Source organism: Nonomuraea rubra (assembly GCF_014207985.1).
GTDB lineage: Bacteria > Actinomycetota > Actinomycetes > Streptosporangiales > Streptosporangiaceae > Nonomuraea > Nonomuraea rubra.
The window spans coordinates 1,209,591-1,231,181 of the sequence record NZ_JACHMI010000001.1 but is presented as its reverse complement, the minus strand read 5'-3'; the positions used below and the strand labels follow the sequence as shown (position 1 = coordinate 1,231,181).

Here is a 21,591-nt window from a genome sequence, read left to right as displayed (position 1 = left end):
GGGGGCATGAAGCTGAGCCGCGAGATCTCCGATGATGGCCGCTTCGTCCGGCAGCCGAACCGTTTCACGGATCGGCTCGGCCCTCCCGAGCCCGGCCGCTACCGCCTCTACGCGTCCTACGCCTGCCCGTGGGCGCAGCGCGTGCTGATCGTCCGGAAGCTCCTGGGCCTGGATGACCTGCTGGACGTCACGATCGTCGATCCCATCCGCGACGAGAAGGGCTGGCGCGTCCCGGGCGGCGACCCGGAGTACCTGTCCGAGCTCTACCACGCCACCGACCCGGGCTACGTGGGCCGCTACACCGTCCCGTGCATCTGGGACGCCAGGGACGAGCGCATCGTCACCAACGACTTCCCGCAGATCACCCTCGATCTGGAGACGTCGTGGGGCACCTCGCCCAACCTCTATCCGGAACGCCTGCGCCCCGACATCGACATCATGAACGACCGCCTCTACCACGGGCTCAACAACGCGGTCTACGAGGCGGGCTTCTCCCGTGACCAGCAGGTCTACGAGGAGGCGGTGGCGCGCGTGTTCACCACCCTCGACTTCCTGGAGGTGCGGCTGGCCGAGTCGGAGTTCCTCTTCGACACGCTCACCGACAGCGACGTGCGCCTCTACACCACGCTGGCCAGGTTCGACTCCGTGTACTACGCGCACTTCAAGTGCTCGGTGCGGCGGCTGACGGACTATCCCGCGCTGTGGGCGTACGCGCGCCGCCTCCACGCGATCCCGGCCTTCCACGAGACCACCGTCTTCGACCAGATCAAGCGCCACTACTACGTCACCCAGACCAACATCAACCCGAGCCGGATCGTGCCGGTAGGGCCTGAGCTGGACTGGAGCCTGTAGGCGCCGGCATCCGTACGAACAGCAGCGCCGAGGCCAGCATCACGACGGCTCCGACACTCCAGGCGGCGGCGAGGCCCGCCTGGGCGGCCAGGGAGCCGAGAGTGAGATTGGCCACGATGCCGCCGGACTGCAGCGACAGCGAGCTCGTCGAGGTGACCGTGGTGCGCTCGGCGGCGGTGACGGCCTTGTGCGTGAGTTCCAGGCACAACACGGCCGTCACCGCGCCGCCGACGAAGAGCGTGACGTAGGCGAGCCCGGCGCTCAGCATCCCGGGCAGGCCGTCCACGCCCGCCGTCGCGGCCAGCGCCCCGACGGAGAGCGCGGTCAGCGCCGTGCCCGCGATCGCGCCCCCGGCCGAACCGCCCGCCAGGCGCGCGGCCCTGGGCGCCAGCGCGCTGCCCATCGCGCTGCCCGCGAACCCGAGCGCCGCCACCACGGCGTAGGCCAGGCTGCCCTCCTCCGCCGTGCCGGCCAGCTCGGCCAGGCGGCCGGGCGTGAGCAGCTCGATGCTCATCAGCACCATGCCGGACGCGGCGGCGGCGAGCATGAGCCTGCGCAGCACGCTGCCGCCCAGCGCCAGCCGGACACCGCCGGCCACGGTGGCGGGCACCTCGCGCAGCACGCCCCGCAGCGAGCGGCGCTCGTGGGCCGGCTCCGGCAGCGCGAACAGCACCACCACCAGCAGGACCAGCGCCGCCACCGCGCCCACCAGGGGCGGCGCGGCCAGCGGGAGCAGCAGCGAGGGCGGCACCAGGAGCGGCACCAGGAGCGGCAGGGCGCCACCCGCCAGCACCCCGAAGCACAGGGCCACGGACTCCATCGCGCCGCCCCTGGCCAGGCCGGGCCTGAGGTCGGCCGCGGGCCCCTCGATGCCGTGCAGCGTGTCGACGTACCAGGAGGTGGCGGGGCCGCTGGACAGCGCCCGCGCGACGCCCTTGAACACCCCGCTCAGCAGGAACATCCAGAACGTGGTGGACACGCTCATCAGGGCCAGCCCCGCCACGGTGAACGCGGCCGAGGCCGCCAGCACCACGCGCCTGCCGACGACGTCGGCCAGGCCGCCCGTCGGCAGCTCCAGGCTCACGGTCACGACCGAGTACACGGTCACCACCAGCCCGATCCGGGCCAGGCCGAGGCCCCGCTCGGTCATCAGCAGGACCATGGTGGCCATCATGATCCCGGGTGGCAGCCAGGTCAGGAAGCTGACGAGCATGTAGCGCCGTAAGGCCGATCGTGCGGTCACGGCTCCTCCCTCCGCATGCGGGGGAAGCCCCCCACCCAGATCCGGACCTGCTCGGCGTCGGGCGCGCCCGCGTGGCGCGCCTCCAGCTCCCGCAGGATCTCCTCGGTACGCGCCATGAACTCCGCCAGCGCGGCAGGCGGCAGCTCGGTGATGTGGTCGCTCATGCCGGCGATCTCGACCCACTCGGGAGACCACTCGGACTCGTCGAACTCCTGCACGATCTGCCCGAGGGCATCGGCCTGCCACAGCCGCATGACCTTGACCACCTCGCGGCCCTCGGCCGTGTCCGACATCTCCCGGCTGTTCCACGAGGTGTAGCGGTGGCGGGCCCGCCACCGCCGCTCACGGCCGTCGCGCTGCTCGGGGTCCTCCTCGATGAAGCCGTACTTGAACAGCTCCCGCAGGTGGTAGCTGGTCGAGCCGGAGCTCTCGCCCATCTTGCGGCCCAGCTCGCTCGCGGTGGCGGGGCCGTCGGCGCGCAGCAAGCCGAGCAGCCGGGCGCGCAGCGGATGGGTGACGGCCCGCAGCACCTGCGGGTCACTGATCTTGTAGCTCTCCTCCACACCTTCACCGTAGACCGCAAAGACAATTTTGCAAAGTGAATTTTGCGGTTTTCGCGCTCCCTAGACTGTGGGGATGCTCGACGACATCTGGGTGGACGACTCCGTCCTCGCACTGCGCCCCGACTTCGCGGTGCTCATCGTGACCGCGCACGGCCTGCGCAACGGGCCGACCGACGACCGCTCCCGGGCCTGGCTGGCGGCCGCCTCCGCGGTGGAGGTGCAGACGGACAAGATCGACGCCTGGAAGGACGCCTACCGCGCCTTCGGCGCCAAGCCGCAGCGCACCCGCCCCTCGGTCGACGCCCTGACCCGGCGCATGCCACTGCCGGAGATCAACCAGGTCGTCGACGCGTACAACACGATCAGCGTGAAGCACGCGCTGCCGATCGGCGGCGAGGACCTCGACAAGTACGCCGGCCCCGCCCGCCTGGTGCGGGCGACCGGCGACGAGGCGTCGGAGGAGGCGCTCGGGCAGCCGGAGCCCGGCGAGGTCATCTGGCGCGACGACATCGGTGTCACCTGCAGGAGATGGAACTGGCGCCAGGTGGTGCGGACCCGCCTCACCGAGGAGACCACCAACGCGATCTTCCTCCTGGAGCGCCTGGAGCCCATGTCGCTGGAGGAGCTCAAGCAGGCCGGCGAGGAACTCTCAGACCTTCTGTCCGAGTTGTCCCCCGGGGTGCGCATCGCCAGCCGATTGCTGTCCGACGGGAAATAAACCTCTTGCCGAGCCGTTGATACCAAAGAGTAATAATTGCTACACCACCCGGATTGACGAGGCGGGCGTGACCTCTTTGCGCGGTCCTGAGAGGATCGTTCGAGGCGGCACGGGTCCTTCGGCGCGCGCTGCCAGTCCGGGCGAGTAGCCTTGGACAGGTTCTCTAACATCAACGCCGATCTGCGGAAGAGGGCGATTTCCGCCGTGTCGTCTGAGTCGTCGCGGACAAACCCGCTGGCAAGCTTTGGTCAGAACGAGTGGCTTGTCGACGAGCTGTACCAGAAGTACCTCCAAGATCCCGAGTCTGTCGACAAGGCCTGGTGGAACTTCTTCGCTGACTACAACCCTGATTACGGACCGGGCCGAACCCCGGTCAGGGAGGCGGCGAACGGCTCTGTGACCGCGCCCGCACCTCCCCAGGCTCCCAAGGCGCCACCCAAGGCGCCTGCCAAGACCCCGCCGGCGGCCGAGAAGCCGAAGCAGCCGGCCACCCCGGTGCCCAAGGGCGCCGAGGAGGTCAAGCTGCGCGGCGCCGCCGCGCGCACGGCGGCCAACATGGACCTGTCACTGTCCGTTCCGACGGCGACCAGTGTCCGGGCCATCCCGGCCAAGCTGCTCATCGACAACCGCATAGTGATCAACAATCACCTCAAGCGGGGCCGTGGCGGCAAGGTCTCCTTCACGCACCTGATCGGGTTCGCGATCGTCAAGGCGCTGAAGGCCATGCCGGAGATGAACTACTCCTACGCGGAGATCGACGGCAAGCCGACGCTCGTCAAGCCCGAGCACGTCGGCTTCGGCCTGGCGATCGACGTCCAGAAGAGCAACGGCGAGCGCCAGCTCCTCGTGCCCTCGATCAAGGGCGCCGAGGAGATGGACTTCCGGCAGTTCTGGATGGCCTACGAGGAGGTCGTGCGCAAGGCCCGCGGGGGCAAGCTCGGCGTCGACGACTTCTCCGGCACCACGATCTCCCTGACCAACCCGGGCACGATCGGCACCGTGCACTCCGTCCCGCGCCTGATGCCCGGCCAGGGCACGATCATCGGCGTCGGCGCGATGGAGTACCCGGCCGAATACCAGGGCGCCTCCCCCGACACGCTCTCGCGGCTGGCCGTCTCCAAGGTCATGACGCTGACCAGCACCTACGACCACCGGATCATCCAGGGCGCCCAGTCGGGCGACTTCCTGCGCCAGATCCACCGGCTGCTGCTCGGCGAGGACGGCTTCTACGACGAGATCTTCGAGGCGCTGCGGATCCCGTACGAGCCGGTCCGCTGGATCCAGGACATCTCGGCCACCCACGACGACGACGTGGCCAAGTCCGCGCGCGTGATCGAGCTGATCCACGCCTACCGCGTCCGCGGCCACCTCATGGCCGAGACCGACCCGCTGGAGTACAAGCAGCGCAAGCACCCGGACCTCGACATCCAGTCGCACGGCCTGACGCTGTGGGACCTGGAGCGCGAGTTCGCGACCGGCGGCTTCGGCGGCAAGCCGCTGATGAAGCTGCGCGACATCCTGGGCGTGCTGCGCGACTCCTACTGCCGCACGGTCGGCATCGAGTACATGCACATCCAGAACCCCGAGGAGCGGGCCTGGATCCAGGCGCGGGTGGAGAAGCCGCACAAGTCGCCCGAGCGCGACGAGCAGCTCAACATCCTGTCCCGGCTCAACACCGCCGAGGCGTTCGAGACGTTCCTGCAGACGAAGTTCGTCGGCCAGAAGCGCTTCTCGCTGGAGGGCGGCGAGGCCCTGATCCCGCTGCTCGACTCGGTGATCAGCGACGCCGCCGACGAGGACCTCGACGAGGTCGTCATCGGCATGGCCCACCGCGGCCGCCTCAACGTGCTGGCCAACATCGTGGGCAAGTCGTACGCGCAGATCTTCGGCGAGTTCGAGGGCAACATCGACCCGCGCACGGCGCACGGCTCCGGCGACGTGAAGTACCACCTCGGCGCGACCGGCACGTTCACCGCGCCGAGCGGCAAGACGATCACCGCCTCCGTGGTCGCCAACCCCTCCCACCTGGAGGCGGTCGACCCGGTGCTGGAGGGCGTCGTCCGCGCCAAGCAGGACCTCCTGGAGCGCGGCGAGGAGGGCTTCACCGTCCTGCCCGTGCTCGTCCACGGTGACGCGGCCTTCGCCGGCCAGGGCGTCGTGGCCGAGACGCTCAACCTGTCGCAGCTGCGCGGCTACCGCACCGGCGGCACCGTGCACGTGGTGGTCAACAACCAGGTCGGCTTCACGACCTCGCCCGCCTCGTCCCGCTCCTCGGTCTACGCGACCGACGTGGCGCGGATGATCCAGGCGCCGATCTTCCACGTCAACGGCGACGACCCCGAGGCCGTGGTGCGCGTGGGCGAGCTGGCCTACGAGTACCGCCAGGCGTTCCGCAAGGACGTCGTCATCGACCTCATCTGCTACCGCCGTCGCGGCCACAACGAGGGCGACAACCCCGCCTTCACCCAGCCGCTGATGTACGACCTGATCGACGCCAAGCGCTCGACCCGCAAGCTCTACACCGAGGCGCTGATCGGCCGGGGCGACATCACGGTCGAGGAGGCCGAGCAGGCGCTGCGCGACTACCAGGCCAAGCTGGAGCAGGCGTTCACCGAGACCCGCGAGGCGGCCAAGAAGCCGGCCGAGGCGGCCGCGATGCGGGTGCCCCCGACCGAGGTCGTCAAGTGGTCGCACGACGACACGCCGACCGGCATCACCCACGAGACGCTCAAGCGCATCGTCGACACCCAGCTCAACCTCCCCGACGGCTTCACGCCGCACCCGCGCCTGGCGCCGGTGCTGCAGCGCCGCGGCCAGATGGTCGAGCAGGACGCGATCGACTGGGCGATGGGTGAGACGCTGGCGTTCGGCTCGCTGCTCATGGACGGCCACCCGGTGCGCCTGGTCGGCCAGGACTCCCGGCGCGGCACGTTCACCCAGCGCCACGCCGTCCTGGTGGACCGGATGACCGGCGCCGACCACACGCCGCTCAAGACCTTCAACCAGGGCACCACGAAGTTCTACGTCTACGACTCGCTGCTCAGCGAGTTCGCGGCGCTCGGCTTCGAGTACGGCTACAGCGTCGTCCGCCCGGACGCCCTGGTCCTGTGGGAGGCGCAGTTCGGCGACTTCGTCAACGGCGCCCAGACGATCATCGACGAGTTCATCTCGTCGGGCGAGCAGAAGTGGGGTCAGAAGTCCTCGGTCGTGCTGCTGCTGCCGCACGGCTACGAGGGCCAGGGCCCCGACCACTCCTCCGCCCGCATCGAGCGGTTCCTCCAGGTCTGCGCGCTGGACAACATGACGGTCGCGCAGCCCACCACCCCGGCCAACTACTTCCACCTGCTGCGCTGGCAGGTGGAGTCGGAGCGGCACAAGCCGCTGGTGGTCTTCACGCCCAAGTCGCTGCTGCGCCACAAGGCGGCCACCTCGAAGGCGTCCGACTTCACCGCGGGCTCCTTCCAGCCGGTCCTGGGCGACACGACCGCCGACGCGGCCAAGGTCACCAAGGTGGTGCTCACCTCCGGCAGGCTCTACTACGACCTGGCGGCGCACCGCGACAAGACCGGCCGCGACGACGTCGCGATCGTCCGGCTGGAGCGGCTCTACCCGTTCCCGTCCGAGGAGCTCGCCGCCGAGCTCGCCCGGTACGGCGACCAGGTGGAGCTGATCTGGGCGCAGGACGAGCCGGCCAACATGGGCCCGTGGCCGTACCTCACGCTCAAGCTGGCCGAGGACCCGCAGACCCTGAACGGCCGGGCGGTGCGGCGCGTGTCGCGCACGCCCAACAGCTCGCCGGCGACCGGGTCGCACAACTCGCACGACACGGAGCTCGAGGAGATCCTGCACCAGATCTTCGGCTGAGTCACCGGCTTCCGAGCCCCCGGCCCGCCCGTTCGGGCGGCCGGGGGCTCGCTGCTGCTCAGGCAGGCTAAAGTGCAGGCCGGAGGCCTGCTGACCTTGTGAATGGAGAGCGATGTACTTCACCGATCGGGGGATCGAGGAGCTGGTCGAGCGGCGCGGCGAGGAGGAGGTCAGCCTGTTGTGGCTGGGCGAGCGGCTGCGCGAGTTCGTCGATCTCAACCCCGAGTTCGAGACGCCGATCGAGCGGCTGGCCACGTGGCTGGCGCGCCTCGACGACGACGATGACGACTGACCACCTGCGCGGCCGCCGCTCTTAAGCCGTAGGCTCGAATAACGCGATACATCTTGAGTTTCCGCGAAACGCGACATATCGTGATTCGTGAGAACAGGTGTCGCCTAGAGAGGGGCGGGGGAGCATGCAGCAATGGACCATCGACGAGCCGGGTCAGCTGACGTTCGGTGAAGTGGAGACGCTGGACGTCCGTATCGTCGCCGGCCGCCTGGACGTGCTGGCCAGCGACGGGCCGCCGACACTGGAGATCGCCGACATCGAGCCCGCCTCGCCGCTCACCGTCACCTACGACGAGGCCACCCGGTCACTCACCATCGCCGACCGCGACCTCACCTGGGACGGCGTGCTCGGCTGGCTGCGCCGCGACCGGCACAGGTCGGTGCTGTCCATCGCCGTTCCCAAGACCTGCAAGGTCAGGGCGGGCGTGGTGTCGGCCCCGGCCGTACTGGCCGGGTTCGAGAGGGTGACGCACGTCAAGAGCGTCTCCGGGGACGTCGTGCTGGACGGCGTCAGCGGCGACGTCGCCGCCAACACCGTCTCGGGCGCCGTCGAGACCCGGGCCATGGACGGCGACCTGTCGTTCATCAGCATCTCGGGCGACCTGACCGTGGCCGACGGCACCCCGCGCCGGCTGAAGGCCAACACCGTCTCGGGCCGCATCACGGCGGATCTCGCGCTGCGGCCGACGGGTCACGTGACGTTCAACAGCGTTTCCGGTGACATCCTGGTCAGGCTGCCAGAGAACGTGGAGGCGGACGTCAGCATCAGATCCACCTCCGGCAGGCTGGTCAGCACGTTCGAGGAACTGTCCAACACGAGCGGCCCCGGGGCGAAGTCGCTGTCGGGGCGGCTGGGTGGCGGCATGGCCTCACTGTCGGCCATCACGGTCTCCGGTGAGGTCACGCTGCTCAAGGGAGAGAAGGAATGAGCCCTGTCTTCGGTCACGGCCGGCTCCGGCTGTACCTGCTCAAGCTGCTGGACGAGAGCCCGCGCCATGGCTACGAGGTCATCCGGCTGCTCCAGGACCGCTTCCTCGGCGTCTACTCGCCGTCTCCCGGCACGATCTACCCGCGCCTGGCCCGCCTGGAGGAGGAGGGCCTGGTGACGCACGAGGTGATCGAGGGCAAGAAGGTGTTCTCCATCACCGACAAGGGCCGCGAGGAGCTGAACGCCCGGCTCGACGAGCTCGACGACCTGGAGCAGGAGATCTCCGCCTCCGTCCGCGACATCGCCCGCGAGGTCAAGGAGGACGTGCGCGACACGGTCAAGTCGCTGCGCGACGAGCTGACCCGGATGGCCAAGGACGTCCGCACGGGGGCGGCCGAGGACACCAGGCGCCTGCGCGACCAGCAGAAGGAGGACCTCAAGCGGCTGCGCGACCAGCAGAAGCGGCAGTGGATGGAGCACGCCTACCACTGGCAGGACGAGGGCGAGCGGATCAGCAAGGAGTGGCGAAGGATCTGGTCGGAGGTCTGGGCCACGCTCGGCGGGCCCTCGTCCGGCGGCGCCTCGCCCAACCGGGCCGAGCTCGACGCCGAGCTGGGCGAGCTCCTCGCCGACTTCGTCGCCACGGCCCGCGAGGAGGCGTCGGAGGCGCGGCTGACCGCGGAGAAGCTGGCCGAGCTGCGTACGACGCTCGACGAGGCCTCCCGCCGCATCCACGACATCCTCGACCGCTGACCCACCGGGGAGCGCCCCCCGCCTCCCCGGCACCACATGTTCCGCCCGCCTGCTCGCCGTCGCCTTGGTCTGGAGGACGCGGCGCGCGGCAGGTCGCCCGCCCCGCCGCCGCCTGGAAACGGCGGGCGCGTCAGGCCGCTACGCCGACAGGCGTTCCGGGCGGCGGCGGCGCGAGCTGCGCGCGGCCCTCCTGGCGTGGTACGCGATCGGCATGTACCGCAGCCGCTCCGGCAACCGCGGCGTCAGCATCGCCACCGCATGCCCGAGATGCCGCAACCGCCGCTCGTCCCTGGCCGTCCACCGCAACCCGAGCTTCTCCCGCACGGCAGGCGGCAGGGTGCCGACGGTGACGAAGTAGTTGAACTCCCCCGCCCCCACCCCCACCGGCGTCCACAACCGCCGCAACGGAGCGGGCAGCCGGGGCGGCGCAGGCGTGCCGCGCATCACCGTCAGCACGTCGAGCGCGGTGGCGTGCGCCTCCAGCCGGCGGCTGACCATGTCGTCGAAGTACCGCCAGAACGCCTCCAGATCCGCGGGCAGCTCCCGCTCTGGCACCCGCAGGATGGCGCCGAGCTGCCGCGACTCCGCATAGAGCCGCCGCTCCTGCGCCGTGGTGAACGGGGTGCCGAAGTACCGGTTGAGCGCGATGAACCGTTCGAACAGCGACAGGTGCACCCACGCCCACGCCTCCCCGTTCAGCGCGTGGTAGTGCCGGCCCTGCTCGTCCACCCCGCTGATTGGCTTGTGCAGCTCCCTGAGCCGCTGGCCCTCCGCGGGACCGTCCGGACCGCCGTAGACCCACTTCTGCACGGAGGCGAGCGTGCGCTCCAGCCTCCCCCACGGGTCGTCCTTGTACGTGGAGTGCTCGGCGACCGCGGCTCCGACGGCGGGATGCATCGTCTGGAGGACCAGCGCGCTGCCGGCCACGAGCAGGTTGCGGTACTCGCCGGCGGTGTCCCAGTGCATCGAACCTGGGCCGAAGGGCTCAACGTCCATGATGACTGCCTCCTGGGTGGTACAACCCCCTTCCTCTTGTATCACCCAGGAGGCTCAGAAGTAACCCTTCACTTATTCAGACGGTAAAGACGATCTTTCCGAAGATCTCCCCTGCCTCCATGGCGGCGAACCCGTCCCGCGCCTCGGCCAGCGGCAGCACCCGATCGACCACCGGCCGCAGCCCGGTCTGCTCCAGGAACACCGCCAGCCGCCCCAGCTGCTCCCGAGTCCCCATCGTCGTGCCGATCACGGACAGCTGCAGGAAGAAGACCCGGTTCAGATCGGCCGGCGGAACCGCGCCGCTGGTGGCACCGGAGACGACGATGCGGCCGCCGGGTCTGAGCGACTTGAGCGAATGATCCCAGGTGGCCTGCCCGACCGTCTCCATGACCGCGTCCACCCGCTCCGGCAGCCGCGCCCCGGACTCGAAGACCTGGTCGGCGCCGAGCTCCCTGGCCCGCTCCCGCTTCTCCTCCGAACGGCTGGTGGCCCACACCCGGTACCCGGCGGCCCGGCCGAGCGCGATCAGCGCCGTCGCCACGCCCCCGCCCGCCCCCTGCACGAGCACGGTGGAGCCGGGCTGCAGCCCGGCCTTGTCGAACAACATCCGGTACGCCGTCAGCCAGGCCGTCGGCAGGCAGGCGGCGTGCTCGAAGTCCAGCCCGGCGGGCTTGGGCACCAGGTTGCGGCGCGGCACGGCCACCCGCTCGGCGAACGTGCCGTCGTGCACCTCGGACAGCAGCGTGCGCTTGGGGTCGAGCGTCTCGTCGGCCCCGGTGCCGATCACGGAGTGCACGATGACCTCGTTGCCGTCCTCGTCCACGCCGGCGGCGTCGCAGCCGAGCACGATCGGCAGCCGGTCCTGCCTGATGCCGACGCCCTTGAGCGTCCACAGGTCGTGGTGGTTGAGCGCGGCCGCCCGTACGGAGACGGTCGTCCACCCGTCGGGCACCTTCGGCTCCGGGCGCTCGCCCAGCGTCAGGCCGGCGAGCGGGTTGTCGGGATCGGTCTGTGTGGCGGTTACGGCGAACATGGCCGCACCTTACTTCAGCCCTCCTCCCCGCTACTTCATCGTGACCCGGATGCCGGAGATGGCCTTCGTCCGGAACGACGGCGGCCCGGTGACGGCGACCAGCACGTCTCCCCTGCACACCATCTCGCCCCGCCGCCCGGGCCGGTCGATCGCCCCGGGCATCCTGGCCTGCTTCCCGCAGTCGGGCGTGGGCACGAGCGCGACCATCTCCCCAGCCCCGCCCCCGAACCACAGCTGCGGCCCGACCGACTCTCCCTGCAGATGCTCGCCCGGCTCCGCCAGCCGCACCCCGCTCCGCGCCGTCAGCACCAGATACCCGTCCTTGGTCACCCGCCCCTTCAAGCCCTCGGCCACGGCCGTCCGCTGCTCGAACGTCAGCCCCTGCCCCCGGTCGTACATCGCCAGCCGCCACGGCCCGAACGCGAACAGCAGCACCTGCCCGTACTGCCCGCTGCCGGCCTGGCGCGGCCAGAGCGTCACGTTGGCCGCGTAGTTCCTCAGCGCCCGCCCACCCCGCGTGACCTCGATCTCACCCCCGTAGGGCGCGACGAACTCCCGGAACACCCCGTCGATCCACCCCGCCCTGTACGGCCGCGACCCCAGCTCGGCCAGCCTCAGCTCGGCCGGATAGCGCACCTCGGCCCGCGCCCCGTGCGGGAACACCACCTGGATGACCTCGTCGTCCCCCTTCTTCCTGGCCGGCACGCTGAGCACGTTGGGCGCGTTGTCGAGCGTGGTCAGCGAGCTGATGGGCCCCGGCGTCCGGCTCGCCGGAGCGGCCTCGGACCCGGGCTCGGGGTCCCGGCTGACGAGCAGGCCGACAACGGGAATCAGCAGGAGCGCCAGAACCACCACCAGCCCGGTCCACCGGCGACGGCCGCGCTCGCCTGCCTCGATGACGTCGAACTGGTCAGCCACGACGTTCCTAGCCGAGTAGTGCCGGCTTGCGCCCTTGCAACTCAGTTCAATTGAGCGGCGACCGCCAGCGCAAGCCCTGGAACCTGGCGAAATCCTGGTCGCAGGTCACGAATTCACAACCGTGCTCGATGGCGAGTGCGGCGAGGTAGGCGTCGGGGATGAGCTTTCTTCGCGCGTTCGTCTCCCGGCACAACCTCGTGAAGATCTCCCAGTGACGCTCGCCAGGGGCCACGACGATGGCGTGCGGCTGGTTGCGCACCTGGTCGGCGAAGGCGAGGATCCGCTCCATGGAAGGCGGAACCTCGTGGATGGCCTCGACGCTGAGAACCCTGACGAGGCCGTTGACGACATGGTCGGAGACCGCGTAGGCGGCGTCACCGTTGACCATCTCATCGACCAGCTTGTAGCACGCGATGTGATGGGGCGCCTCGGTGCGAAAGGCATTGACCAGGACGTTGATGTCATTGAGCAGCATCGGCCTGCACCCGGTAGACGGTCTCGATGTCTTCCTGCTCCATGAGGGCGTAGATGAACTCCGGCGTGAGCTCGATGCCCGGCTTGAGCCGCGCGTCGGTGGTGACCAGCTCCACGCGGGGCCGCTCGGCCACCTCCGTGGATCGGTTGAGCAGTTGTCGCAAGGCGTCCTCCATGACCGAGTTGAGACTGCGTCCGTTCTTCGCCGCGTACGCCTTCGCCTCGTTGAGGAGCACCTCGTCGATGCGCACTGTAGTCCTCCGCATGACTCCAGCGTCCGTGCGTGACATAAAAATGTCAACACCAGATAGTAGTCACACGATCACAGAATTTGCCCCTGCTTTACGTCACCAGACAGCCACATTGAGCTTCCCATCGCTGGACACCCGCACCTCCTCCCCCACCAGCTCCCGCCCCTCGGCCTCCACCAGCAGCGCCCGTTCCTCCACCACCGCGTAAGCCCTCCCCCCGGGCACGTCCACGACCAGGAACCCCTTCTCGGCCTCACCGTCCCGCCCGTGCGCCACCGTGTACCCCGCCACCACCCCCACCCCTTCGTACGAGGCCACCAGCGGCACCTCCTTCGCGACGTGCACCGGCGCGACATCCCCCAGCCGCCCGCCCGGCTCGCTCGACCACACCGCGTACGTGTGCTTCGTCAGATGCATCCCCACCCCGCTCACCAGCCCGTGCCCCGACTGCGCCCGCAGCAGCCCGGCCATCGTCGCCGTCGAGTGCAGCACGTAGTCGCTGGCCGGCCCGCCCGCGTACGGCAGCCCGCCGGTCACGGTGAGCCCGCGCGGGTCGAGCGGGTCGAGGCCGATGGCGTCGCACGCCTGCCGCAGCGCGATCGCGAAGCAGCTGTACAGGTCCAGCGCGTTCATGTCGTCCAGGCCGAGCCCGGCCCGCTCGAAGGCGGCCTCGGCGGCGCGGGCGATGGCGGGCGAGGCGCCGAGCGCTGGCCGCGTCGCGACCTCCCAGGTGTCCTCCGCGTACGCCCATCCCCGCAGGTAGACCCGCTGTTCCGGCGGAACCCCCAGCCGGTCGGCCAGCCGCGAGCTGGCCAGGATGACGGCCGCGGCCTGGTCCACCTCCAGCACGGCCACCGTGTCCGTGGTGTAGGGCCAGCCGACGAAGCGGCCGCCGGAGAGCTCGCCGGGGGTGCGGGCGGCCCTGCGCCAGGCGTACGGGTTCGCGGCGGCGACCTCGGTCATCGGCGCCATGATGCGCGCCCGCTCGCGCATCTCCTCCTCGATCGTGGTCCCGGCCGCCGCCCGCCGCGCGGTCTCCATGATCGGATAGGTGTGCACCGGCAGGAACAGTCCGTGCGCGAGCGCCGACGGGTGCGGCGGCCGTTCCCACCCGTACGGGGGCTTGGGGTCGGCGGGGTGACTCCACGGCGCGTGCTCGCCCGCCTTCCTGTACGCCCTGCGCGTGGCGAGCGCCTCGGCACCGGCGACCAGCGCCGAGTCCAGCTCGCCCGCGGCGATCGCGGCGGCCGCGGCGCCGATGAGCAGGTGCGGGGCCGTACCGCCGACCTTGGAGTAGACCTGGTGGCGCGGCGCGGCGCCGAGGCGTTCGGCGAGGCGGCCGACGGGCGAGTCGTAGTACCAGGAGTCGGTCCAGACGAGCTGGATCGAATCGAGCCGATCGACGGGCAGCCGCGCGTCGCCGGCGGCCTCACGCGCCACCGACTCCCAGAGGTCGAGCGGTTCAGGGCCGGGCTGCTCGCGAATGGTGCGCTGCGCGATGCCGATGAGGCAGGGGATGCGAGGGTCCATGGCTCATGCTAACCAGAACATCGCTCGGTTTGACAGGGAGTGGCGTTTGATAATTGCCGTTACCGTTGTGACGAGAGAAATTCAAACCAGGCGCCGACCTGCGGAGATGCCAATCTTGAATACATGCTTATTTGCTATTTCTATAACGGAATGGAACCGGCCCATGCTTTTTCACGTCGATTCCTGGCCGCCGGATCGAGCCGTTCATTAACGTTCCGATCGTTTTCCTGGCCCACCGGGGCGCAGTACCCCGCTCTGGGCCGCCGAAAGCTGAGAGGAGCTCCATGTATTCCCGAGCAAGGCGCATCGCGATCCCCCTCGCCGGCCTCGTGGCCATCGGGCTGGCGGCGGGCATGGTCAGCGGCGCCGCGGCCAACGCGACGACCGCACCCTCGGACGTCGTCTCGAAGAACTCGGCGACCCCGGCTGAGCAGGCGGTCCAGTTCTGGACGCCGGACCGTGTGAAGCTGGCCACCGACCACGACGACGGCGTCGACCTGAGCACCAAGGGCGTCAAGGGCAGCAACGACGCCCCCGACGGCCCGGCCGGCTCCGTTCCGCCGATCGGCGCGGAGAAGACCTCGTCCAAGAAGAGCAAGCACGTCAACCTGCCGAACACGGTCGGCCGCGTCTTCTTCACGCTGCCGAAGGCCGACCCCCGCAACCCGAAGAACTGGCGCTACTGCTCGGCCAGCTCGGTGCAGGGCAAGTACCGCAACCTCGTGGCGACCTCCGCCCACTGCGTGTACGACACCAAGAAGAACACCTTCTACGACAACTGGATCTTCATCCCGTCGTACTGGGACGGCGACAAGGTCTGGAACGGGAAGGCTCCCTACGGCATCTACGCCGCCAAGACGTTCAACGCGCACGACGACTTCGTCGTGAAGGAGGACTACGACTACGACTACGCGTTCGTCAACGTCTTCAACGGCATCAAGGTCAACTGGGAGAAGGTCGGCGGCCGCTGGAAGTGGACCGTGAAGAACGTCGGCCGCCTCGGCGACAACGTCGGCGGCCAGGGCTTCACCTGGAACCGGAGCACCAAGCTGAACGTGTTCTCGTTCGGCTACCCCGCCGGTGAGCACCCGGACGGCGACAAGCCGTTCACCGGCCGCACGATGAAGTACTGCTACGGCAAGACCAAGGCGATGCCCGAGGCCAAGAAGTACAACCTGCAGGAGCACATCGGCTTCAAGTGCGCCTTCACCGCCGGCGCGAGCGGCGGGCCGTTCATCTACAACTACAAGAGCGCGTCGCGGACCGGCTACCTGGTCGGCGTCAACAGCGTCGCGTGGGACACCGACGGCAACGACCGCTACGACCACATCTCGTCGCCGTACTTCAACACCGACACCTACAAGGTCTACAAGGCCGCAGCCAACCGCTGGACCGGCAACTGGCGGTGATCGACGGCACCCCTGGCCCCGGTTCCCCCAGGGAGCCGGGGCCATCCTTCGGTGGAATGGGGGTCACTTGCCGGCGTGGCGTAGGCCACTTGGAGCGTGCGAATGCGACCGCGAATGGGCGCGAATTCCGTGCGCGCGGATCACTCGCGAACCGGCCTCTGACCTGCGGAGACATGGCCGCTCTAATGATCATTTACACGTATCAGGGGCGTTCGGCTGACGGTGTCCTTATAGTTCACGATGCACGCTTGATCAGGTAACGAATCTCTATCCGAGCTGCAATACCGTCTGTACATCTGGAAAAATCCACCCTTACGACCCCAAGAAAGGCATTTCATGATCCCCCGAGCCAGGCACTTCGTGGCCGCTGCCCTCAGCAGCGCGCTGCTGATCGTGCCTGCCTTCACGGGGATCGCCGCCCAAGCCGCCCACGCCGCCGTCGCCCCCAGCAAGGTGTACGCCGTCCCGCTGGCCAAGACGCTCGCGGACGTGAAGCGGGTCGCCGACTACTGGCGGCCCGACCGCCTGAAGAAGACCGACCTGTCCACCCCGGCCACGCCCGGTTCCGGTGCCGCCTCGACGACCTCGTCGGGCGCCGCCGCGGGTCCCGCCGCGGCCACCACCGCCGTGAAGCGGACGACCGCCGCGGCCGGCGTCGACCCGGCACCGCCGCGCAAGGGCAACGCCGCGAACACCATGGGCAAGGTCTTCTTCCGGTTCGGGGACAAGGAGTACTGGTGCTCCGCCGCCGCGGTCGCGGCCAAGAACCGCAGCGTGGTGGCCACCGCCGGGCACTGCGCGTACGACTCGCGCACGGCCAAGCCCGCCGACTACTGGATCTTCGTGCCGACCCCCGACCCGAACGGCGAGGCGCCCGAGGGCATCTACGTGGGCGCCTCGATCAGCCTGCACGAGGACTGGTCGGGCAAGGGCGACTACGACTACGACTACGCGTTCGTGACCGTCCACCGCGGCTTCGCCTGGGCCGCCAAGGACGGCGGGTACGTCATGCAGGACATCGGCCGGCTCCAGGACAACGTGGGCGGCCTCGGGCTGGAGCTGAACAAGAAGCCGGGGACGTACACCGTGACCGCGTTCGGCTACCCGGCGGGCCAGCAGCCCGACGGGTCGCACCCGTACGACGGCAAGACGTTGCAGAAGTGCCTGCCCGGCAACACCCGCTTCACCGTCGCCCCCGGCCGCGACCTGCAGAAGGGCGTCGAGCTGACGCCGTGCGACTTCAGCCCGGGCGCCAGCGGCGGCCCCTGGGTGATCGGTTACGACGACAACCGCAGGCTCGGCAGCCTGGCCGGCGTCAACAGCCTGACCTGGAACAGGGACGCCAAGGGCCGCTACGACTCGGTGTCGGCCCCGTACTTCGACACCACCACGGGCGAGGTCTACCGACGCGCCGCGGGGCTCAACACCCTGCCAAATGTGACCTAAGTCATAGCAACCGGCTGATCACGACAAGTGATCAGCGGCTTCTCTGTCTCGGTACGGTCACGGCGCGCCTTGGAACGCTGACAGGATCTACCGGTAACGCGCATGACCATTGTCAAACCTGTAGGTTCCGGGCTGTCCGTTTGCTGAGTTATGGAGGTGCATGAGGCGCCTCATGTCAGCGCAACCTGGAGCTACCTTGAAGCGAATCCTTCTCCCCGCCGGCGGCGCCATCCTGGCCACCGGTCTGCTGGCCGCCGGCCTGTCCGGCACGGCGCAGGCCGATGGCGACGTCGCCCACGACCCGATGGCCCGCAACAACTCCTCCGCGATCTCCGTCGCCTCCTTCTGGCTGGCCTCGAACGGCGCCGCGCTCCGGTCCGCGACCCAGTACACGTGGGACTCGAACGAGGTTCGGAAGGTCGTCTCCAAGGGCGGCTACAGCCCCGACGGCAGCCCCGGCACCACGGCGCCGACCGGCGAGTCGAAGTCGACCGGCAGGGCCCAGAACGTCAACCTCCCCAAGACCGTCGGCAAGGTGTTCTTCGTCGACGGCCACGGCAAGTTCCGCTGGTGCTCGGGCACCTCCATCCAGTCGAACTACCGCAACGTGGTCGCCACGGCCGGCCACTGCGTCTACGACACCGACAGCAACAGCGCCACGATGGACAAGTGGGTCTTCGTCCCCGGCTACTACCAGGGCAAGGCTCCGTGGGGCATCTACGTGGGCAAGCAGGCCTTCACCCACTACGACTTCGACGTCTACGAGGACTACGACCGCGACTACGCGTTCGTCACCGTGTACAACGGCATCACCTCGAACGGTGTCAAGCAGGTGGACCGCAAGGACTTCGAGCGCTTCACCGGCCCGAAGCGCGCCTGGGGCGGCCGCTACTACATCCTGCTGTCGAAGGACGCGGGCCGCCTCGGCGACAACGTCGGCGGCCAGGGCTTCGCCTGGAACCAGCCCACCGGCAAGCCGGTCCGTGCCTTCGGCTACCCGGCCGCCCCGCACCCGGACGGCAACAAGCCGTACAGCGGCGTGACGCCGAAGCACTGCTACGGCAACACCACCGCCAAGACCGTCGGGGCCTCCTGGCTCAAGATCGAGGAGCACGTCGGCCTCAAGTGCGCCGTGACCCCGGGCTACGACGGCGGCCCGTGGCTCCTGAACTACAGCAACGCCAAGCGCCTCGGCTACGTGAACGGCGTCACCAGCACGTTCGCCGACCAGGACGCCAACGACAGGATCGACTACATCACCTCGCCGTACTTCGACGGTGAGACCGCCGCGGTGTACAACGCGGCCAAGAACGTGTGGTCCGGGAAGATCGTGGGCCCGAACGGCGAGCTGTACAAGTAAGCCCTACCAGGGGAAAGCGAGGGCCTCGATCCCGAGGCCCTCGCCTTGCTGTTTCCGGGGGTTCCACGCACGGCCTTCCGCCGGAGGGCGCTTCGCGCCGGCACAGCTCCAGACAGCGCCTCCCAAGGGGCTCCGCCCTCCTTCGATCCCCCAGCAATCCCGCTCGCTCCTCTCGCCGCAGCGCTGCCGCCGTACGCCCGCGGGGCGGCACCGATATGCCGCACAGCCGGATCTTCCCTCCACGGAACGAAGATCTTTCTTTGTTCAACTGACAGACCGTGTTTGCCTTGTCACGATGGGCGCATGCGTCGCGATGATCTGACAGACGCCGAATGGGCCAGGGTCGCCACCCTCCTCCCCCAGACCAGCGTCCGCGCCGGCCGCACGACCGACGACCGCACAGTGATCAACGGCCTCCTCTACCAGGCACGCACCGGCGTCCGATGGCGCTACCTCCCCGAGCGGTACGGCTGCTGGGTCACCATCTACAAGCGCCACCGCCGCTGGCTGGCGGACGGCACCTGGCAGCGCCTGACCCTGGCACTGCACGCCGACGACCCCGGCGACCGCGCACCGGCCCGTACAGGCCGGCTCGGCCCGGCGCAGCTCGACCTCATCCGCAGCCACCCACCCGGCTCCCCCAGCGCCACGCCCCACCTGCCCACCGCGAAGGACCCGGCCAAGGACACTGCGGTGCTCGCCAGCCTCCAGGTCCTTCTGGGCGAGACGGTCAAGCCCAAGGGAGCCTGACCACACCTCACCGGCCCGCCGACGATGCGTCGGCGGGCCGTTTCATGCGCCGGGCGACGCCCCAGAACGCCGATGGGCACGGCTCTCCGGACGCCTTCAGAGCCGAACCTGAAGATCTCCTGTGAGGATCAGGCCAAGTTAGACGGAGCAGGTTCCCATCTGGTTCCTGTGATCTGAGTCACGTTTTACTGACTACGTTATGTGTCAGCCCGCTAACGGCACTTTCGTCCCAGCAGCAACAACCCCCTCATACCCTGCGAAAACGTGACCTGACGATCACAACGCGCAAACGTCTCTGACAGGTCACGGAAAGGTCACGGCGAAAGGGGGGCATACCGGATCACGCAAAGCGGGTTTCACCTGCGGAGATCACCACGCTATGTTCCTTGCTATCCCTTTACTGACGCATGGGACGCAAGTTGCGACCCACGACAGAGCAAGGAGCAGTTCCCTTGAAGCGCATCCTCATCCCCGCCGGTGGCGCCCTCCTGGCCACCGGCCTCCTGGCCGCCGGCCTCGCCGGCACCGCCCAGGCCGACGACACCGTCGCCAAGGACGCCATGGCGACGAGCGCGGCCAACGCCAAGGCCATCGCTCAGTTCTGGGCGGAGAACAACGGTGCTGCCCTCAAGGCCGCTACCGAGTCGAACGTCTGGGACAAGACTGACGTCGCCAAGCTGCAGAGCAAGGGCGGCTACAGCTCGGACACCAAGCCGGGCTCGACCGCTCCGATCGGTCAGGAGAAGAAGGCCTCCACGAAGGTCCAGAACGTCAACATGCCGAAGACCATCGGCAAGGTCTTCTTCGTCAACAGCAAGGGCGAGAAGAAGTGGTGCTCCGCCACTTCGATCCAGTCGCAGTACCGCAACCTGGTCGCCACGGCCGGTCACTGCGTGTACGACACGGCCGCCAACACGGACGTCCTCGGCAAGTGGGTCTTCGTCCCCGGTTACTACCAGGGCAAGGCTCCGTGGGGCATCTACGTGGGTAAGCAGGCCTTCACCCACTACGACTTCGATGTCTACGAGGACTACGACCGCGACTACGCGTTCGTGACCGTGTACAACGGCGTCCACGTCTCGGGCAAGACCACCAAGGTCACCCCGAGCGAGTACAAGTCGCACGTCGCCAAGGGCGGCGTCGGCTTCGTCAAGGAAACGCCGATCACGAAGGAAGAGTTCGAGGCCGGCTACGACAAGTACGGCGAGGCGGGCCCCTTCAAGTCGAAGGCCGCCGACCCGAAGGTCGAGACGGTCGCCAAGCCTGCCGACGTGACGGCCAGCAACGTCGACGCCTACATCAAGGGCGAGGGCCCCACCAAGGGTGTCCAGCTCACTGGTGCGGAGGTCTACAAGTCGCAGTACACCGCGGCTGGTACGGGCTTCGACAACGGCGACAAGTTCGAGCGCCTGAGCACCGAGGTGCCCATCAGCAAGGAGCAGTACGACGAGCTGAAGGCCGCCAAGGGCGACGGCAAGTTCATGGGCGAGGTCCGCGCCCAGCTGGGTGACGACAAGAAGACCGAGGTCGCCTGGTTCAAGACGCAGTTCTTCATCAAGAAGTGGGTCAAGACCACCGTTCAGATGAAGTACTGGGTCGAGGACTACTACGTCGTCGACATCGCCGGCAAGGACGCTGGTCGTCTCGGCGACAACGTCGGCGGCCAGGGCTTCGCCTGGAACCAGCCGACCGGCAAGGCCGTGCGCGTGTTCGGCTACCCGGCCGCTGCTCACCCCGACGGCAACAAGAACTACACCGGCGTGACTCCGAAGTGGTGCTACGGCAACACCACGAAGAAGCTGGTGGGTTCGGCTGCCAAGAAGATCGAGGAGCACGTCGCCCTCAAGTGCGCCATGACCGAGGGTGCCGACGGTGGCCCGTGGCTGTACAAGTACAGCAACAGCAAGCGTCTCGGCTACGTGAACGGTGTCACCAGCACCTTCAACGACCAGGACGGCAACGGCCGCGTGGACTACATCTCGTCGCCGTACTTCGACGGCGAGACGAACACCGTCTACAAGGCCGCCGCGGCCTCGTGGTCCGGCAAGATCGTCTGAAGTAACGGATAGCGACCGGGCTTAGACCGTTCGTGTAACCGTTGCCAGCGGAGGGCCCGGCATCCTGCCGGGCCCTTCTGCGTTTCCCGCCGAATGTGAACGCGTTTGGACGCACGGGACGTCCAGACGGTGCCATCAACCTGATGTGATCTGCG

Annotated in this window: 19 protein-coding genes; 11 read left to right on the top strand and 8 right to left on the bottom strand. The window is 68.7% G+C overall.

All coding sequences use genetic code 11. The features are described 5' to 3' along the window. The first annotated feature begins 6 nt into the window (after positions 1–6). Positions 7–852, top strand: a complete 846-nt coding sequence (locus HD593_RS05700; RefSeq protein ID WP_185101070.1) for a glutathione S-transferase C-terminal domain-containing protein — start codon at positions 7–9, stop codon at positions 850–852. Here HD593_RS05700 and HD593_RS05695 read toward each other — a convergent pair. Then, complete coding sequence (locus tag HD593_RS05695; protein ID WP_185101068.1) at positions 800–2,095, bottom strand: MFS transporter; 1,296 nt, start codon at positions 2,093–2,095, stop codon at positions 800–802. The two genes, HD593_RS05700 and HD593_RS05695, sit on opposite strands and share 53 nt — an antisense overlap. Beyond that, positions 2,092–2,658 carry a winged helix-turn-helix domain-containing protein gene (locus HD593_RS05690; RefSeq protein ID WP_185101066.1) on the bottom strand — a complete coding sequence of 189 codons (567 nt, stop codon included), beginning with the start codon at positions 2,656–2,658 and terminating at the stop codon, positions 2,092–2,094. The genes HD593_RS05695 and HD593_RS05690 overlap by 4 nt, the downstream gene beginning before the upstream one ends. A 73-nt stretch (positions 2,659–2,731) precedes the next feature. On the opposite strand from HD593_RS05690, the gene HD593_RS05685 reads away from it, so the two are divergent. The 5 genes from HD593_RS05685 (at position 2,732) to HD593_RS05665 (ending at position 9,212) form a co-directional block, all read left to right on the top strand. Continuing rightward, entirely contained in the window at positions 2,732–3,376 is a 645-nt protein-coding gene (locus HD593_RS05685) for a B3/B4 domain-containing protein (RefSeq protein WP_185101064.1), read from the top strand. Positions 3,377–3,580: 204 nt separating this feature from the next. Continuing rightward, positions 3,581–7,240 (top strand): multifunctional oxoglutarate decarboxylase/oxoglutarate dehydrogenase thiamine pyrophosphate-binding subunit/dihydrolipoyllysine-residue succinyltransferase subunit, encoded by a 3,660-nt coding sequence (locus tag HD593_RS05680; RefSeq protein WP_185101063.1) that lies wholly within the window; start codon positions 3,581–3,583, stop codon positions 7,238–7,240. 112 nt (positions 7,241–7,352) lie between these two features. Beyond that, a complete protein-coding gene (locus HD593_RS05675) occupies positions 7,353–7,532 on the top strand; it encodes a DUF6104 family protein (RefSeq protein WP_185101061.1) in 180 nt (59 codons plus the stop codon). Positions 7,533–7,656: 124 nt separating this feature from the next. Continuing rightward, entirely contained in the window at positions 7,657–8,460 is an 804-nt protein-coding gene (locus HD593_RS05670; RefSeq protein ID WP_185101059.1) for a DUF4097 family beta strand repeat-containing protein, read from the top strand. Beyond that, positions 8,457–9,212, top strand: coding sequence for a PadR family transcriptional regulator (locus tag HD593_RS05665; RefSeq protein ID WP_185101057.1), 756 nt, complete (start codon positions 8,457–8,459; stop codon positions 9,210–9,212). The genes HD593_RS05670 and HD593_RS05665 overlap by 4 nt, the downstream gene beginning before the upstream one ends. Positions 9,213–9,350: 138 nt before the next feature. On the opposite strand, the gene HD593_RS05660 is transcribed toward HD593_RS05665, so the two are convergent. From HD593_RS05660 to HD593_RS05635, 6 genes are all read right to left on the bottom strand, one after another. Further along, on the bottom strand, positions 9,351–10,208 hold the full coding sequence (locus tag HD593_RS05660; RefSeq protein ID WP_185101056.1) for an oxygenase MpaB family protein: 858 nt from the start codon (positions 10,206–10,208) through the stop codon (positions 9,351–9,353). Positions 10,209–10,284: 76 nt separating this feature from the next. Then, on the bottom strand, positions 10,285–11,241 hold the full coding sequence (locus HD593_RS05655; RefSeq protein WP_185101054.1) for a zinc-binding dehydrogenase: 957 nt from the start codon (positions 11,239–11,241) through the stop codon (positions 10,285–10,287). Between the two features lie 30 nt (positions 11,242–11,271). Further along, positions 11,272–12,159 carry a hypothetical protein gene (locus HD593_RS05650; RefSeq protein ID WP_185101053.1) on the bottom strand — a complete coding sequence of 296 codons (888 nt, stop codon included), beginning with the start codon at positions 12,157–12,159 and terminating at the stop codon, positions 11,272–11,274. A gap of 46 nt (positions 12,160–12,205) precedes the next feature. Continuing rightward, on the bottom strand, positions 12,206–12,634 hold the full coding sequence (locus tag HD593_RS05645) for a type II toxin-antitoxin system VapC family toxin (RefSeq protein WP_185101052.1): 429 nt from the start codon (positions 12,632–12,634) through the stop codon (positions 12,206–12,208). Beyond that, positions 12,621–12,899, bottom strand: coding sequence for a hypothetical protein (locus HD593_RS05640; protein WP_185101050.1), 279 nt, complete (start codon positions 12,897–12,899; stop codon positions 12,621–12,623). The genes HD593_RS05645 and HD593_RS05640 overlap by 14 nt, the downstream gene beginning before the upstream one ends. A gap of 81 nt (positions 12,900–12,980) precedes the next feature. Beyond that, positions 12,981–14,414, bottom strand: a complete 1,434-nt coding sequence (locus HD593_RS05635) for an acetyl-CoA synthetase (protein WP_185101048.1) — start codon at positions 14,412–14,414, stop codon at positions 12,981–12,983. A gap of 284 nt (positions 14,415–14,698) precedes the next feature. Here HD593_RS05635 and HD593_RS05630 point away from each other — a divergent pair, with 284 nt between their 5' ends. From HD593_RS05630 to HD593_RS05610, 5 genes are all read left to right on the top strand, one after another. Continuing rightward, a complete protein-coding gene (locus HD593_RS05630; RefSeq protein WP_185101046.1) occupies positions 14,699–15,823 on the top strand; it encodes a trypsin-like serine peptidase in 1,125 nt (374 codons plus the stop codon). Between the two features lie 336 nt (positions 15,824–16,159). Beyond that, positions 16,160–17,269 (top strand): trypsin-like serine peptidase, encoded by a 1,110-nt coding sequence (locus tag HD593_RS05625; RefSeq protein ID WP_185101045.1) that lies wholly within the window; start codon positions 16,160–16,162, stop codon positions 17,267–17,269. 196 nt (positions 17,270–17,465) lie between these two features. After that, the gene (locus HD593_RS05620; RefSeq protein ID WP_185101043.1) at positions 17,466–18,629 is read left to right on the top strand and encodes a trypsin-like serine peptidase; all 1,164 of its coding nucleotides are present in this window, start codon (positions 17,466–17,468) and stop codon (positions 18,627–18,629) included. A gap of 303 nt (positions 18,630–18,932) precedes the next feature. Next, positions 18,933–19,379: a transposase gene (locus tag HD593_RS05615; RefSeq protein ID WP_185101041.1), complete on the top strand. Its 447-nt coding sequence runs from the start codon at positions 18,933–18,935 to the stop codon at positions 19,377–19,379. Positions 19,380–19,831: 452 nt separating this feature from the next. Continuing rightward, positions 19,832–21,436, top strand: a complete 1,605-nt coding sequence (locus HD593_RS05610; RefSeq protein ID WP_185101039.1) for a trypsin-like serine peptidase — start codon at positions 19,832–19,834, stop codon at positions 21,434–21,436. Positions 21,437–21,591 lie beyond the last annotated feature (155 nt).

Bases quoted from the DNA above. Each gene is read 5' to 3' on its own strand.
- HD593_RS05615 (WP_185101041.1), top strand. From the start codon at position 18,933: ATGCGTCGCGATGATCTGACAGACGCCGAATGGGCCAGGGTCGCCACC.
- HD593_RS05655 (WP_185101054.1), bottom strand. From the start codon at position 11,241: ATGTTCGCCGTAACCGCCACACAGACCGATCCCGACAACCCGCTCGCC.
- HD593_RS05685 (WP_185101064.1), top strand. From the start codon at position 2,732: ATGCTCGACGACATCTGGGTGGACGACTCCGTCCTCGCACTGCGCCCC.
- HD593_RS05700 (WP_185101070.1), top strand. From the start codon at position 7: ATGAAGCTGAGCCGCGAGATCTCCGATGATGGCCGCTTCGTCCGGCAG.
- HD593_RS05660 (WP_185101056.1), bottom strand. From the start codon at position 10,208: ATGGACGTTGAGCCCTTCGGCCCAGGTTCGATGCACTGGGACACCGCC.
- HD593_RS05640 (WP_185101050.1), bottom strand. From the start codon at position 12,899: ATGCGGAGGACTACAGTGCGCATCGACGAGGTGCTCCTCAACGAGGCG.
- HD593_RS05645 (WP_185101052.1), bottom strand. From the start codon at position 12,634: ATGCTGCTCAATGACATCAACGTCCTGGTCAATGCCTTTCGCACCGAG.
- HD593_RS05630 (WP_185101046.1), top strand. From the start codon at position 14,699: ATGTATTCCCGAGCAAGGCGCATCGCGATCCCCCTCGCCGGCCTCGTG.
- HD593_RS05670 (WP_185101059.1), top strand. From the start codon at position 7,657: ATGCAGCAATGGACCATCGACGAGCCGGGTCAGCTGACGTTCGGTGAA.
- HD593_RS05625 (WP_185101045.1), top strand. From the start codon at position 16,160: ATGATCCCCCGAGCCAGGCACTTCGTGGCCGCTGCCCTCAGCAGCGCG.
- HD593_RS05635 (WP_185101048.1), bottom strand. From the start codon at position 14,414: ATGGACCCTCGCATCCCCTGCCTCATCGGCATCGCGCAGCGCACCATT.
- HD593_RS05665 (WP_185101057.1), top strand. From the start codon at position 8,457: ATGAGCCCTGTCTTCGGTCACGGCCGGCTCCGGCTGTACCTGCTCAAG.
- HD593_RS05675 (WP_185101061.1), top strand. From the start codon at position 7,353: ATGTACTTCACCGATCGGGGGATCGAGGAGCTGGTCGAGCGGCGCGGC.